Origin of the sequence: Halomonas heilongjiangensis (assembly GCF_002879645.1) — a bacterium.
GTDB classification, from domain to species: Bacteria; Pseudomonadota; Gammaproteobacteria; order Pseudomonadales; family Halomonadaceae; genus Halomonas; species Halomonas heilongjiangensis.
On the sequence record NZ_PNRE01000064.1, the window covers coordinates 24,835 to 39,018 of the forward strand.

A 14,184-nucleotide genomic window follows, 5' to 3' on the forward strand; every position below is an offset into this window, starting at 1 on the left:
TCCCTGTCTGTCGAGGTTGCAATGGGCACCATGCGGCAAATCCGGGCCAGGGAGAAGGGGGGGTGGTGGGAGAGGGAAAATGCGTGGCACAGGAACGAAAGAAGCACCCGCGGGTGCTTCCTTCGTCATGGCGCCTCGCGCTCAGCTCAGCCGCTGCATGTAGTCCACGTAGCCGAAGGTCCTGACCGTGCGTACCTCGCGGCTCGCCTCGTCGATGCGGCAGATCGACGGCAGGCGGATGCCATTGAAGGTGGTGGTCTTGACCATGGTGTAGTGGGCCATGTCGGTGAACACCAGGCGGTCGCCGATGGCCAGCGGCGCATCGAAGGAGTACTCGCCCACCACGTCGCCGGCGAGGCAGGTCAGGCCGCCCAGCCGATAGCTGTGGGCCTTCTCGCCCGGTTCGCCGGCGCCGATGATCTCCGGCCGGTAGGGCATCTCCAGCACGTCCGGCATGTGCGCCGTGGCCGAGGTGTCGAGGATGGCGATGGGGCCGCCGTTCTCGACGATGTCCAGCACCGTGCACACCAGATAGCCGGTGTTCAGCGCGATCGCCTCGCCGGGCTCCAGGTAGACCGTGAGGTGCGGATGGCGCGCCTTGAAGTCGCGGACCACCCGCACCAGCCGCGCCACGTCGTAGTCGGAGCGGGTGATATGGTGGCCGCCGCCGAAGTTCATCCACTGCATGCCGGCGAGGTAGTGGCCGAACTTCGCCTCGAAGGCTTCCAGGGTATGTTCGAGGGCATCGCTGTTCTGCTCGCACAGGGTATGGAAGTGCAGCCCCTCGAGCCCCGCCAGATCCTCCGGTGCGAGGTCCGCGGCCCGGGTGCCGAGCCGCGAGCCGGGGGCGCAGGGATCATAGAGCGGCACCGCGCCGGTGGAGTGCTCCGGATTGACCCGCAACCCGCAGGAGACCCGGCGCGGCGCCGCCGCGACGGTGTCGCGGAAGCGCCGCCACTGGCCCGGCGAATTGAAGCTGAGGTGGTCCGCGTAGCGCAGCACCACCTCCATCTCCGGCTCGGTGAAGGCCGGCGAGTAGACGTGCACCTCGCCGCCGAAGGTCTCGGCGCCGAGGCGTGCCTCGTCCTGGCCGCTGGAGGTGGTCCCCACCAGGTACTCGCGGATCATGGGGAAGCAGTCCCACATGGCGAAGCCCTTGAGCGCCAGCAGGATGCGGGCCCCGCTGAGCTCCTGGACCTCGCCGAGGAGCTCCAGGTTCTTGCGCAGCAGGGCGTCGTCCACCACATAGGCCGGCGACGGGCAGGCGTGGATATCGAAGGTGAGGGGGGTCATCCCAGCAGGTCCACCTCGGGGTCGAGCTCGACCATCTGCCACGGCAGGCCCATGTCGCCGATGCGTGCCATGAAGGGGTCGGGGTCGAGCTGTTCGACGTTGAACACGCCCTCGCCCTTCCAGATCCCTTCCAGCATCAGCATGGCGCCGGTCACTGCGGGCACGCCGGTGGTATAGGAGATCGCCTGGGACTGCACCTCCCGGTAGCACGCCTCGTGGTCGCAGATGTTGTAGATGTACACCTTGCGCCGCTTGCCGTCCTTGATGCCGTCGAGGATCACGCCGATGTTGGTCTTGCCCTTGGTGCGCGGGCCGAGCGACGCCGGGTCGGGCAGCACCGCCTTGAGGAACTGCAGCGGCGTGACCTGGCGACCCTCGAACTCGATCGGCTCGATGCTGGTCATGCCGACGTTCTCGAGCACCTTGAGGTGGGTGATGTACTTCTCGGAGAAGGTCATCCAGAAGCGGATGCGCTCCAGCCCCTTGATGTTCCGCGACAGCGACTCGAGCTCCTCGTGGTAGAGCAGGTAGAGGTCCTTCTCGCCGATGCCGTCGAAGTCGAAGGTGCGCTTCTCGGCCAGCGGCGCGGTCTCCTTCCACTCGCCCTTCTCCCAGTAGCGGCCATTCGCGGTGATCTCGCGGATGTTGATCTCGGGATTGAAGTTGGTGGCGAAGGGGTAGCCGTGGTCGCCGCCGTTGGCGTCCAGGATGTCGATGCGATGGATCTCGTCGAACAGGTTCTTCTGGCCATAGGCGCAGTAGATGTTGGTCATGCCCGGGTCGAAACCGCAGCCCAGGGTGGCCATGTTACCGGCGCGGGCGTAGCGCTCCTGGAAGGCCCACTGCTCCTTGTACTCGAACTTGGCCTCGTCGGGGTGCTCGTAGTTGGCGGTGTCGAGGTAGGGCACGCCGGTGCGCAAGCACGCCTCCATGATGGTCAGGTCCTGATAGGGCAGGGCCACGTGGATCAGCACGTCCGGCTTGAACGACTCGATCAGCGCAACGAGGTCATCGACGTTATCGGCGTCCACCTGGGCGGTCTGGATGGAACGGTCCAGCTGGGCCGCGATGGCCTTGCACTTCGCTTCGTTGCGGCTGGCCAGCATGATCTCATTGAAGACCTCGGGATGCTGGGCGCACTTGTGGGTGACGACACCGCCGACGCCGCCGGCGCCGATAATCAGGACTTTGCTCATGGGTTCGAATCCAGATCGGGAAATGTCAACAGTGGTAGGGTCTTATCGGTAGTGGGCCGCCACAGCGCACCCCGACCCGATGCCACCCCGGTCTTGGCCTCGCCCGGCACCCTAGAGGCCGACGAGAGGGCGCAGATAATGGCCCCCCCTGAGGCTGCTATCAAGTGCTTTTCGCGTCAAGGCTAAGACGAAAGTTCGGGGGGAGGGGCGTCGGTTGCCGGGCCGTCCCGACGACGAGGCGTCCATCGCCCTCGGGTGGGTGCCCGGTGAGGCCGCCAGGAACGAAAAAAGCACCCGTAGGTGCTTGATTCGTCGACTTGATTGGTGGAGGCGGCGGGAATTGAACCCGCGTCCGCCAGCACTCGCCCATTGGCTCTACATGCTTAGTTCCGTCGTTTGATTTAACGCTACTGGCTCCGACGGGCAGGATCCAGCGACGCGATTCCTCGTCAAGTTTAGCGATTGGCGAGAGGACACCACCAACCGCGATCCCATCAGTCTTGGCTCATATCCCGTCGGCGATGAATGGGCACATCGCGTTCGGGCCGGACTAGAAGCTAACAGCGTTTAAGCTGCCAGCGCGCCCTGAGCGTAGTTGTCGTCGTTTGCGACTATTTAGTCATGATGTTGGATTTACGAGATACATCACGCTCTCGGCATGCACCGCAGGGGTTGTCACCGGCGTCGAAACCATGTCGCCCCCATAGCGCCTATCCTATCAGGATGGACGGTCTTGTGACACCTCAGGCCTTGTTTTGTTCACGCATGATGCGCCCCTTCTGCCGCTGCCAGTCGCGGTCCTTCTCGGTGGCCCGCTTGTCGTGCAGCTTCTTGCCCGTCACCAGCGCCAGCTCGCACTTCACCCGGTTGCCCTTCCAGTAGAGCTTGAGCGGCACGCAGGTGTGCCCCTTCTCCTGGGTGCGCGAGAAGACCCGCGCGATTTCCTTGCGGTGCATCAGCAGCTTGCGGGTGCGGGTGGGGTCGGCCACCTCGTGGGTGCTCGCGGTGTTGAGCGGCATGATATGGCTGCCCAGCAGCCAGGCCTCGCCGTCCTTGATCAGGATGTAGGTGTCCGTCAGCTGCGCCTTGCCGGCACGCAGGCTCTTCACTTCCCAACCGGCCAGCACCAGGCCGGCCTCGAAGGTCTCGTCGATGTGGTATTCGAAGCGTGCCTTCTTGTTCAAGGCGATGACGTTGCTGCCGGGCCCCTTGCCCTTGGCGTTCTTGTTGGCCATGAAACCTCGTGTCGTGTTCTGCCGATGTCGGCTCCCCCTCCGACATGGGGGGAAGCGTGATACCATTCAAGGCCCGAAATAACGGCTCATGATACGCCCTGGGCACGGTGAAGTCAGCGGAGAGCTCAATGCCAACGGTCAATCGGTCCGCCATGGTGCGGCATACCCCTCAGGAGATGTTCGACCTGGTCAACGACTTCGAGCGTTATCCGGAGTTCCTGCCCGGGTGCCGTCGCGCACGGTTGATCGAGCGCGACGATTCCCACCTGATCGGCGAGATGACCCTGGGGCGGGCCGGTATCGAGCAGAGCATCGCCACCCGCAACGACCTGATCGAGCCCGATCGCATCGAGATGTCGCTGGTCAGCGGCCCCTTCAAGCGACTGCGCGGTCGCTGGATGTTCATCCCCATGGGAGAGAACGCCTGCAAGGTGAGCCTGGAGATGGAGTTCGAGTTCGCCAGCCGGCTGCTGGGCATGGCCTTCGGCAAGCTCTTCCAGCAGGTGGCCGGCCAGCTGGTGGACTCCTTCACCCGTCGTGCCGATGACATCTATGGCCGCTACTGAGATCGCGGTCGAGGTGGCCTTCGCCCTGCCGGATCGGCAGCGCCTGGTCACCCTCGCCGTGCCGGAAGGCACCACGGCCCGCCAGGCCGTGCGGCTCGCCGGGCTGGAGCGCTATTTCCCCGAACTGCCCGCCGAGACCTTCCTCGACGCCGATCTCGGTATCTTCGGCAAGTCGCTGCGCGACCCCGAGCGCCACGTGCTGTGCACCGGCGATCGCGTCGAGGTCTACCGCCCGCTGGCGATCGACCCCAAGGCGGCGCGTGCCGAGCGCGCCCGCACCAGACGCTGACGCCCCGGACCTGGCCGGGGCGTGTTACCGAACCGTGCTGGCTGGGTCAGAAATCGGACGGTTCGCTGGCCGGCTCGCCGCCCTGGGGAACGGGCGCACCGCCCTGCGGCTGGGGTTGCGGCTGCGGCTCCTGTGCCGGCATGGTATCCAGCGCCTCGGCGCCCTCGGTCTGGGGGCCGATGCCCTCGAGGGGGCGCAGCTCGATGTCGCCACTGAGGTCGCCCTCGCGCTCGACGTTGGCCAGGCGGTCGCCGGCAAAGGTCAGGGTGACGCGGCGGCTGTCCACGCCGCCATAGGCCTCGTCGAGGCGGAACACGTAGTCCCACTGGTTGGCATCGAAGGGGGCCTCCAGCAGCGGGCGACCCATCACACGGATCACCTGATCCCGGCTCATGCCAGGCTGCAGCTGTTCCACCATGTCGGCGGTCACCAGGTTGCCCTGAGGGATGTCGCGCTTGTAGACACCGAAGTAGCTGCAGCCGCTGCTCAGTAGCAGGATGGCCGAGAGGGTGACGATTCCAGTCAACTTTTGCATTTGCGCCTGTTCTTCACTATCGTGGATTCGGTCGATCATACCCGACCCTACCCGATACTGCGAAGAGCGACCATGGCCGACCAGAACCATGAACTACGCAAGGCCGGTCTCAAGGTGACCCTGCCGCGCGTGAAGATCCTGCAGATCCTGGAGAATGCCCCGGGACAGCACCACCTGAGTGCCGAGGACGTCTACAAGGCGTTGCTGGAGGCCGGTGAGGACGTGGGCCTGGCCACCGTCTATCGCGTGCTTACCCAGTTCGAATCGGCCGGCCTGGTGGTTCGCCACAACTTCGACGGCGGCCACGCCCTGTTCGAGCTCTCCCAGGATGAGCACCACGACCACATGGTCTGCCTCGAGAGCGGCGAGATCATCGAATTCTTCGACGAGACCATCGAGCGTCGCCAGCAGGAGATCGCCGAGGAGCACGGCTTCGAGCTCGTCGACCATGCCCTGGTGCTCTATGTGCGCCCCAAGGGCTCCAAGGCGACCCGCCAGGAAGGCATCCACCCGAAGAAGTGATCGCGCGCCGGGTGGCGTGCACTGGCCTGAACATGCACACGGCCCCGATCGACGATCGGGGCCGTGTGCGTTGTGGCGCAGGGTGCGGTCAGTGATGGGCGCGCTGGCTGGCGTCGAGCATCTCCCGGGCGTGGGCCGCCAGGTGGGGAGTCGGTCGGAGGGGTGGCCCTAGTGGTGAGCACCCTGCTGGCTGGCATCAAGCATTTCCCGGGCGTGGGCCAGGGTGCGGTCGGAGAGGCTGACGCCGCCCAGCATACGGGCCAGTTCGCCGACCCGGCCGGCCTCGTCGAGCAGCGCCATGCGGGTCAGGGTGGTGTCGCGTTTCGCCTGCTTCTCGATATGCAGATGGTGGTGGGCCTGGGCGGCCACCTGGGGCAGGTGGGTGACGGTCAGCACCTGGCCCTGCTCGCCCAGCCGCCGCAGCAGCTGGCCGACGATCTCGGCGGTGGCGCCCGAGACCCCCACGTCCACCTCGTCGAACACCAGGCAGGGGATGGTCGAGTGGCGCGCCGCCACCACCTGGATCGCCAGGCTGATACGTGACAGCTCGCCGCCCGAGGCCACCTTGGCCAGTGGCCGCGGTGGCTGGCCGGGGTTGGCGCTGATCACGAAGCGCACGCTCTCCAGGCCCTCCGCGGCCGGGGTGTCGCGAGCCTCCACCTCCACCGCGAAGCGTGCCTTGTCCATGGCCAGGAAGGCGAGCTGCTCCTGCACCGCCTTGCCGAAGCGCACGGCCGCCCGGCGTCGTGCCTCGCCCACGCCGCGGGCCTGCTCGCGCCAGGTGTCGCGCAGGGCGTCGACCTCGGCGGAGAGCGTCTCCAGGTCCTGTTCGCCGCCCTCGAGCTCCTCGAGCTCCCCCTGCAGGCGGCGGTGCAGTGCGGTGACCTCCTCGGGCAGCACGTGGTGCTTGCGGGCGATGCGGTGCACCTCGCCGAGGCGCTCCTCGACCCACGCCAGGCGCTCCGGGTCGAGCTCGGTGGTGCCGGCGAAGTGGTTGAGCTCGCGGGCCGCTTCCTCGACCTGAATGCGGGCGTCGCCGAGCATCGTCAGGGCGTCGGCGAGGGCGCCGCGGTCGCTGCCCGGCAGCGCCGAGAGCCGGTTGATCGCCTGGGTCAGCAGGGGCGCGGCACCGCCCTCGTCGTTGTCGCAGCACGCGGCGGCGAACTGCGCCTCGCGCAGGCGCTCCTCGGCATGGGCGAGCTCCTCCTGCTCTTCTTCCAGGCCCTTGAGCTCGTCCTCCGCCAGGGCCAGCTGGTCGAGCTCCTCGACCTGGTAACGCAGCAGCTGGCGGCGCGCCTGGAGTTCGTCGCCGTCCTCGGCCAGTCGCTTGAGCTTGCGCCGGGCCGCCTGCCAGCGGCGGAAGGTCTCGCCCAGGGCCGCCACGGCCTCGCGCTGGCCGGCGAAGTCGTCGAGCAGGCGCAGGTGGGTCTCCTCGCGCAGCAGCGCCTGGTGGGCGTGCTGGCCGTGGATCTCGATCAACCGTTCACCGAGCGACCTGAGGTCGGCCACCGTGGCCGGCTGGCCGTTGATCCAGGCCTTCGAGCGGCCGGCGGCGGTGACCACCCGGCGCAGCAGGCAGTCGTCCGCGGGCAGCTCGCGCTCCTCGAGCCAGGCGCGCGCCGCGGGCAACCGGCGGATGTCGAAGCGGGCCGAGAGGTCGGCGCGCTCGCGGCCGTGGCGCACGCTGGCGGCATCGGCACGCTCGCCCAGGCAGAGCCCCAGGGCGCCGAGCAGGATCGACTTGCCGGCGCCGGTCTCGCCGGTGATGGCGGTCATGCCGGTGGCCAGCTCCAGCTCGAGGTGATCGACGATGGCGAAGTCGCGAATGGCAAGCTCTGTCAGCATGACGCCTCCCGGGGCCTGTTCGAAACCACTGTCTATCCGTACACGTCTTGTGCGTTTATACAGTAGTCCAGGGGGGCCGACAATGCACGTCGACGCCCTCGATGGCCGCCTTGTCGCTGTCATGGCTTGAGTTCGGCCCACCCAGCCCCATATATCCCCGCAGACGGCGAATACGATTCGACATTCCCAGCGGGCGGCGCGTGCGTCGCCCCCAGCTTTCACGAGCGGTATTTCAGGAGAGACACATGGCCAAAGACCCCCAGACCCCGCTTGACGAGGAACTCGCCCGCCAGGAAGAGGAGGCCGAGCCCCAGGCACAGGAGGGCGAGCTGGAGGCCGCCATCGAGGGGGCCGAAGAGGCCGAGCTGGTCGCCCGTGAGGCCGAAGCCTCCGACAACCCGGAGGCCGAGGTGCTGGCGGCCCGCGTCGAGGAGCTCGAGCAGAGCCTGGCCGAGGCCAAGGACCAGGCGTTGCGTGCTGCCGCCGAGGCGCAGAACGTGCGCCGTCGTGCCGAGCAGGAGGCCGAGAAGGCGCGCAAGTTCGCCCTGGAGAGGTTCGTCAAGGAGCTGCTGCCGGTGGTCGACAGCCTGGAGAAGGCGCTCGAGGCCATGGGCGAGGACGCCACCGAGGCCCACCGCGAGGGCGTCTCGATGACGCTGAAGATGCAGCACGACGTGCTCGGCAAGTTCGGCGTCGAGATGGTGGAGCCCCATGGCGAGCCCTTCGACCCGCAGTACCACGAGGCCATGGCCATGGTGCCCAACCCCGAGCTCGAGCCCAACACCGTGATGGACGTGATGCAGAAGGGCTACCTGCTCAACGGTCGCCTGGTGCGACCGGCCATGGTGGTGGTCAGCCAGGCCGCCGGCTGACGGCGAGCAAAAATGGGGGTGGCGGGTCTTGAAAAGCGCCGAGCGGCCCCCAGATAGACGACAACTCCGCGGCGAAGGCCGCAGAACGCGACTTTCAGAAACATTGCAACGACTTTCGAGGATTTCCTATGGGACGCATCATCGGTATTGACCTGGGGACCACCAACTCCTGTGTCGCCGTGCTCGACGGCGACAGCGCCAAGGTGATCGAGAACGCCGAGGGCGCGCGCACCACGCCGTCCATCATCGCCTACACCGATGATGGCGAGATCCTGGTGGGCCAGGCGGCCAAGCGCCAGGCGGTCACCAACCCGACCAACACCCTGTATGCCATCAAGCGCCTGATCGGCCGTCGTTTCAAGGACGACGTCGTGCAGAAGGACATCAAGATGGTGCCCTACACCATCACCGAGGCCGACAACGGCGACGCCTGGGTGGAAGTGAAGGGCAAGAAGCTGGCACCGCCGCAGGTCAGCGCCGAAGTGCTGAAGAAGATGAAGAAGACTGCGGAAGACTACCTGGGTGAGACGGTCACCGAGGCGGTCATCACCGTGCCGGCCTACTTCAACGACTCCCAGCGCCAGGCCACCAAGGACGCCGGCCGCATCGCCGGGCTCGAGGTCAAGCGCATCATCAACGAGCCCACCGCGGCGGCCCTGGCCTACGGCATGGACAAGTCGCGCGGCGACAAGACCATCGCGGTCTACGACCTGGGCGGCGGTACCTTCGACATCTCGATCATCGAGGTGGCCGACGTCGACGGCGAGACCCAGTTCGAGGTGCTGGCCACCAACGGCGACACCTTCCTGGGCGGCGAGGACTTCGACCTCAAGCTGATCAACTACCTGGTCGACCAGTTCAAGGCCGACAGCGGCATCGACCTGTCCGGCGACAACCTGGCCATGCAGCGCCTCAAGGAGGCCGCCGAGAAGGCCAAGATCGAGCTGTCCAGCGCCCAGCAGACCGACGTCAACCTGCCCTACATCACCGCCGACAACACCGGGCCCAAGCACCTCAACGTCAAGGTGACCCGGGCCAAGCTGGAGTCGCTGGTGGAAGACCTGGTGCAGCGCTCCATGGGGCCGTGCAAGACCGCGCTGGCCGACGCCGGGCTGTCGGCGTCCGAGATCGACGACGTCATCCTGGTCGGCGGCCAGACCCGCATGCCCATGGTGCAGAAGAAGGTCGCCGACTTCTTCGGCAAGGAAGCGCGCAAGGACGTCAACCCGGACGAGGCGGTGGCCGTGGGGGCGGCGATCCAGGGCGGCGTGCTCGGCGGTGACGTCAAGGACGTGCTGCTGCTCGACGTCACCCCGCTGACACTGGGCATCGAGACCCTGGGCGGCGTGATGACCCCGCTGATCGAGAAGAACACCACCATCCCGACCAAGAAGACCCAGACCTTCTCGACCGCGGATGACAACCAGACCGCCGTGACCATCCACGTGCTGCAGGGCGAGCGCAAGCAGGCCGGGGGCAACAAGTCGCTGGGCCGCTTCGACCTGGCCGACATTCCGCCGGCGCCGCGCGGTGTGCCGCAGATCGAGGTCGCCTTCGACCTGGACGCCAACGGCATCCTGCACGTCTCCGCCAAGGACAAGGCCACCAACAAGGAGCAGTCCATCGTCATCAAGGCCTCCAGCGGCCTGACCGACGAGGAGATCGAACAGATGGTCCGCGACGCCGAGGCCCACGCCGACGAGGACAAGAAGTTCGAGGAGCTGGTGGCGCTGCGCAACCAGGCCGACGGCATGGTCCACGCCGCGCGCAAGACCCTCGAGGAGGCCGGCGAGCAGGCCAGCGCCGAGGAGAAGCAGGCCATCGAGAGCGCCGTCTCCGAGCTCGAGGAGGCGCTCAAGGGCGACGACAAGGACGCCATCCAGAGCAAGCTGGATGCCCTGACCGAGGCCTCCGGCAACCTGGCCCAGAAGATGTACGCCGCCCAGGCCGAGGCTGCGCAACAGGCCGAGGGCGAGGCCGCTGACGCCGGTGCCAAGCAGGAAGATGACGTGGTCGACGCCGAGTACGAAGAAGTCAACGACGACCAGAAGAAGCAGTAAACCACGACATCTGAACCACGGATGACGCCAGCGCGGGGGCCCGACTCCCGCGTTGGTGTTTCCGCGGTGTCGCTACGGAGGCGGACAGACCCATGTCCAAACGTGACTATTACGAGGTGCTGGGCGTTGAGCGCGGGGCCGACCAGAAGGACATCAAGAAGGCCTATCGGCGCCTGGCCCAGAAGTTTCACCCCGACCGCAACCCGGACGACGACACGGCGGCGGCGAAGTTCCGCGAGGTCTCGGAGGCCTACGAGGTCCTGACCGACAGCGAGAAGCGCGCCGCCTACGACCAGTTCGGCCATGCCGGCGTCGACGGCCAGGGCGGCGGCTTCGGGGCGGGCGGCTTCGGCGGCGCCGGGGCCGGGGGCTTCAGCGACATCTTCGGCGATGTCTTCGGCGACATCTTCGGCGGCGGCGGAGGCGGGCGCCGCAACCCCAATGCCCCGGCGCGCGGCAGCGACCTGCGCTACAATCTCGAGCTCGACCTCGAGAGCGCGGTGGCCGGTACCACCGTGGACATCCGCGTGCCGCGCCACGTCGAGTGCGAACGCTGCGACGGCAGCGGCGCCGAGCCGGGCTCCTCCAAGGAGACCTGCCCGACCTGCCAGGGCCATGGCCAGGTGCGCATGCAGCAGGGCTTCTTCGCCGTGCAGCAGACCTGCCCGACCTGCCACGGCAGCGGCCAGCACATCAAGGTGCCGTGCCACAAGTGCCACGGCGAGGGCCGGGTGCGCGAGACCCGCACCCTGTCGGTGAAGATCCCCGCTGGGGTGGATACCGGCGATCGCATCCGCCTCAACGGCGAGGGCGAGGCCGGCATCAACGGCGGCCCGCCCGGGGATCTCTACGTCCAGGTGGCGATCAAGCCGCACCACATCTTCCAGCGCGAGGGCCGTCACCTGCAGTGCGAGGTGCCGATCAACTTCGTCGACGCCGCGCTTGGCGGCGAGCTCGAGGTGCCGACCCTCGACGGCCGGGTCAAGCTCAAGATCCCCGCCGAGACCCAGACCGGCAAGCTGTTCCGCCTGCGCGGCAAGGGCGTCAAGCCGGTGCGTGGCGGCCCCCCCGGCGACCTGCTCTGTCGGGTGGTGGTCGAGACCCCGGTCAACCTCAAGGAAGATCAGAAGGAGCTGCTGCGCCAGCTCCAGGAGAGCCTCGGCGAAGGCAACAGCCACTCGCCGAAGAAGACCAACTTCTTCGACGGCGTGAAGAAGTTCTTCGAGGACATGAAGCCGTAACCTCCCGGCTTCTGCCCCGAAGCGAAAGGCCCCCGGTATCGTCGGATGCCGGGGGCTTGTCGTGGTGGGGGCGCGGCAGGGTCGCCGGGTGATCCGGCTGGTCGAACACGTCGTTCTGCTCGAATAGACGGCGGCGGGGCTGGCGCCGAGCGGGCGGCTCGTCATAGGCTGAGCCTTCCAGCGACAGACGACGGGAGAGGACCATGCCGATTTCGCGCGCGGAGATCGCCACCGAGTCCGGGGCGAAGCTGATCAACCGGCTGTGCAAGCACTGGGCGCACAAGCTGGAGGTGGAGCACAAGGAGGGCGAGGGCCGGGTGGCCTTCGAGGACGGCACCTGCCTGATGCAGGCCGAGGCGGACAAGCTGGTGGTGGCCATCGAGGCCCTGGAGGAGGAGGGTCTGGACCGCCTGGAGGGGGTAGTGGCGAGCCACCTCGAGCGCATGGCGGGCGACGAGGAACTGGTCATCGTCTGGGAAAATTGAGCGTCGCCGCGCCGACGCCACGTGTCGCCCACCTGGGCATGCTGCTGTGGGCGGGGCTGGTGGGGCTGTCGTTTCCTGCCGTGGGGCTGATGAGCGAGCTGCCGCCGCTCTCGCTCACCGCCCTGCGCTTCGCCATCGCCTGCGCCGGGCTCTGGTGGCTGGCACGCCGCTCCCCGGCCTTCCTCCCCGGCTGGCGGGCGCTGCCGCTCTACGGCCTGATGGGGCTCTGCCTGGCGGGCTTCTTCGGCGCCATGTTCTGGGCGGCGCACCATGCCACGGCGCTCTCCATGGCCACCCTCTATGTCACCGTGCCGCTGCTGGCCTTCCTGCTGGGGCTGGGGTTCGGGGTCGAGCGCCTGGCCTGGCGGCTGCCGGCGATCCTCGGCCTGGGGGCGGCCGGGGCGCTGGGGCTGGCCTTCGCCGAGTCGCTGGGGGCGCCGGAAGGATTCGGCCTCGGCAGCGGCGAGGCGGTGTTCTTCCTCGGCTGCGTCTCCTCGGCGCTCTACCCGGTGCTCAGCAAGTGGGGGCTGGCCAGCGGCCGCCTGGACGAGTCGGCGGCGGTACGCACCTTCTGGAGCCTGGGCCTGGGCGGGGTGCTGATCGGCCTGCTGGGCCTGGCGATCGAGCCCGTCGGGCGCCTCGCTGCGATGAGCCGGGACGACCTCCTGCTGCTGGTCTACCTGGGGCTGTTCTCCAGCGCCCTGACCTTCTGGCTGATGCAGCGAGCCACCGCGGCGCTCACCCCCGGGGCGGTCACCGCCTACGGCTATCTGGTGCCCTTCGTCTCCATGCTGTTGCTGTTCATCGAGTCGCCGCAGCGGATCGGCTGGGTGTGGCTGCCGGGCAGCCTGCTGGTGCTGACGGCCATCGCCCTGCTGCTGCGCAACGGCCGGCCGCCGAAGCCGTTGCCCTGAGCCGCCGGGTGGCTCACTCGTCCCCGTCATCGGCCGCTGGCGGCAGGTGAGCGAAGCGGGTACGGATCTCGTCGTGAATCGCCCGGGCGTTGCCCGCATGGCGGCGCGAGAAGTGGAAGGGGGCGAGCTGGCGGGCGCCGGCCGCGGCGGCGATCTCGCCGCAGGCGCGGGCGGTGAGGTGGCCGGTGAGTCGCGCCTGGTCGGCCTCGCGTGCCAGGAAGGGGGCCTCGCAGAACAGCACCTGGGCGCCCCGGGCCAGGGCGACCAGGCGCCGGCGGTTCTCCTTGGTGTCGCCCAGGTCGGTGGCGTAGACCAGCCGCTGGCCGGGCTCGGTGAGCAGCAGAACCTCCGCCAGTCGTGCCACCTGCCAGCGCTCGCCGTTGGGCAGGGTGAGCCGGGCGGCACCGTCGCCGGCCAGCACATGGTGCTTGAGTTCGCCCAGCCAGGGGCCGGGCGGCCAGCCGAGGGCCTCCAGTCGTTCCTTGCGCACCTTCACCTGAAGGTCGGGCTCGAAGGCGAAGGCGAGCACCGGGGTGCCGTGATCCAGCGTCGCCGCGCGCACGCGAAAGCCGAGCTCCTCGTGCAGCACGCCGTCGGTCGCCGGTCGTGGCGGCAGGGGCGTCGGCCGTTTCTCGCCGGCGGTGAGGCGGCAGCGCTCGAGCCGTTCGCCGTGCAGCTCGTTGACCTCGAAGCGGGGTGCCTTGTCGCCCACCCGATCCCAGAGTACGCCACGGATCTGCCCGGCTAGATGGTCGGCCAGGCCCGGCGGGCCGTAGAACCGGCAGGCGGGGAAGGCGCCGATCCGCGAGCGTAGCAGCCAGGGGAAGCCGCCGATATGGTCGAAGTGGGCGTGGCTGATGAAGACGTCGGTCACCTGATGGGCGAGGCGCGCCGGCAGCCGACCGGGGTCGCCCAGGTCGAACAGCAGGCTGCGCTTCTGGTGCCTCAGGCGCAGGTGCAGCAAGGGGTCGCCGAAGACGCCATTGACCAGGGTCGCGGTCAGGGTGGTGAGCCGGATCCGGGGGCGTGGCCCCGGCCTGACCGCCAGGGGGGCGGGCATTTCGGTCGGCTCGGCGGCGGGCCGGGTCGGCCTCGCCGGGGCGAGATGGGGGCGGGCGGTGCCCAGTTGTC

At 68.1% G+C, this 14,184-nt stretch carries 14 protein-coding genes and 1 other RNA gene; 8 read left to right on the forward strand and 7 right to left on the reverse strand.

What is annotated here, in order from left to right; genetic code table 11:
- Nucleotides 1-141: 141 nt before the first annotated feature.
- The 4 genes from nspC to smpB all read right to left on the reverse strand — a co-directional run bounded on the left by nspC (nt 142) and on the right by smpB (nt 3,724).
- A complete protein-coding gene (gene nspC / locus C1H66_RS14365; protein WP_102628572.1) occupies nt 142-1,293 on the reverse strand; it encodes a carboxynorspermidine decarboxylase in 1,152 nt (383 codons plus the stop codon).
- Nucleotides 1,290-2,489 carry a saccharopine dehydrogenase family protein gene (locus C1H66_RS14370; protein ID WP_102628573.1) on the reverse strand — a complete coding sequence of 400 codons (1,200 nt, stop codon included), beginning with the start codon at nt 2,487-2,489 and terminating at the stop codon, nt 1,290-1,292. The genes nspC and C1H66_RS14370 overlap by 4 nt, the downstream gene beginning before the upstream one ends.
- A 322-nt stretch (nt 2,490-2,811) precedes the next feature.
- Nucleotides 2,812-3,192: a transfer-messenger RNA gene (gene ssrA / locus C1H66_RS14375) on the reverse strand.
- A 40-nt stretch (nt 3,193-3,232) separates the two neighbouring features.
- Complete coding sequence (gene smpB / locus C1H66_RS14380) at nt 3,233-3,724, reverse strand: SsrA-binding protein SmpB (RefSeq protein ID WP_102628574.1); 492 nt, start codon at nt 3,722-3,724, stop codon at nt 3,233-3,235.
- A 128-nt stretch (nt 3,725-3,852) separates the two neighbouring features.
- Between smpB and C1H66_RS14385 the strand changes: the two genes are divergently transcribed.
- Complete coding sequence (locus C1H66_RS14385) at nt 3,853-4,290, forward strand: type II toxin-antitoxin system RatA family toxin (RefSeq protein WP_102628575.1); 438 nt, start codon at nt 3,853-3,855, stop codon at nt 4,288-4,290.
- Nucleotides 4,277-4,579, forward strand: coding sequence for an RnfH family protein (locus C1H66_RS14390; protein WP_102628576.1), 303 nt, complete (start codon nt 4,277-4,279; stop codon nt 4,577-4,579). The genes C1H66_RS14385 and C1H66_RS14390 overlap by 14 nt, the downstream gene beginning before the upstream one ends.
- A gap of 46 nt (nt 4,580-4,625) precedes the next feature.
- Here the strand turns inward: C1H66_RS14390 and C1H66_RS14395 are convergent, their stop codons facing one another.
- On the reverse strand, nt 4,626-5,114 hold the full coding sequence (locus C1H66_RS14395; protein ID WP_102628577.1) for an outer membrane protein assembly factor BamE: 489 nt from the start codon (nt 5,112-5,114) through the stop codon (nt 4,626-4,628).
- A 72-nt stretch (nt 5,115-5,186) separates the two neighbouring features.
- Between C1H66_RS14395 and fur the strand changes: the two genes are divergently transcribed.
- Nucleotides 5,187-5,636 carry a ferric iron uptake transcriptional regulator gene (fur, locus tag C1H66_RS14400; RefSeq protein WP_102628578.1) on the forward strand — a complete coding sequence of 150 codons (450 nt, stop codon included), beginning with the start codon at nt 5,187-5,189 and terminating at the stop codon, nt 5,634-5,636.
- A 168-nt stretch (nt 5,637-5,804) separates the two neighbouring features.
- Here the strand turns inward: fur and recN are convergent, their stop codons facing one another.
- Nucleotides 5,805-7,481: a DNA repair protein RecN gene (gene recN / locus C1H66_RS14405; RefSeq protein WP_102628579.1), complete on the reverse strand. Its 1,677-nt coding sequence runs from the start codon at nt 7,479-7,481 to the stop codon at nt 5,805-5,807.
- A 245-nt stretch (nt 7,482-7,726) separates the two neighbouring features.
- On the opposite strand from recN, the gene grpE reads away from it, so the two are divergent.
- From grpE to C1H66_RS14430, 5 genes are all read left to right on the forward strand, one after another.
- The gene (gene grpE / locus C1H66_RS14410) at nt 7,727-8,353 is read left to right on the forward strand and encodes a nucleotide exchange factor GrpE (protein ID WP_102628580.1); all 627 of its coding nucleotides are present in this window, start codon (nt 7,727-7,729) and stop codon (nt 8,351-8,353) included.
- A gap of 128 nt (nt 8,354-8,481) precedes the next feature.
- Nucleotides 8,482-10,413, forward strand: coding sequence for a molecular chaperone DnaK (dnaK, locus tag C1H66_RS14415; RefSeq protein ID WP_102628581.1), 1,932 nt, complete (start codon nt 8,482-8,484; stop codon nt 10,411-10,413).
- A gap of 92 nt (nt 10,414-10,505) precedes the next feature.
- Nucleotides 10,506-11,654, forward strand: a complete 1,149-nt coding sequence (gene dnaJ / locus C1H66_RS14420; protein ID WP_102628582.1) for a molecular chaperone DnaJ — start codon at nt 10,506-10,508, stop codon at nt 11,652-11,654.
- Nucleotides 11,655-11,857: 203 nt separating this feature from the next.
- The gene (locus C1H66_RS14425; protein ID WP_102628583.1) at nt 11,858-12,139 is read left to right on the forward strand and encodes a DUF2218 domain-containing protein; all 282 of its coding nucleotides are present in this window, start codon (nt 11,858-11,860) and stop codon (nt 12,137-12,139) included.
- Entirely contained in the window at nt 12,136-13,053 is a 918-nt protein-coding gene (locus C1H66_RS14430) for an EamA family transporter (RefSeq protein WP_240618330.1), read from the forward strand. Before C1H66_RS14425 ends, C1H66_RS14430 begins: the two co-directional genes overlap by 4 nt.
- Before the next feature lie 13 nt (nt 13,054-13,066).
- Here C1H66_RS14430 and C1H66_RS14435 read toward each other — a convergent pair.
- On the reverse strand, nt 13,067-14,184 hold a 1,118-nt coding region (locus C1H66_RS14435), incomplete at its 5' end, for an MBL fold metallo-hydrolase (protein ID WP_146010733.1).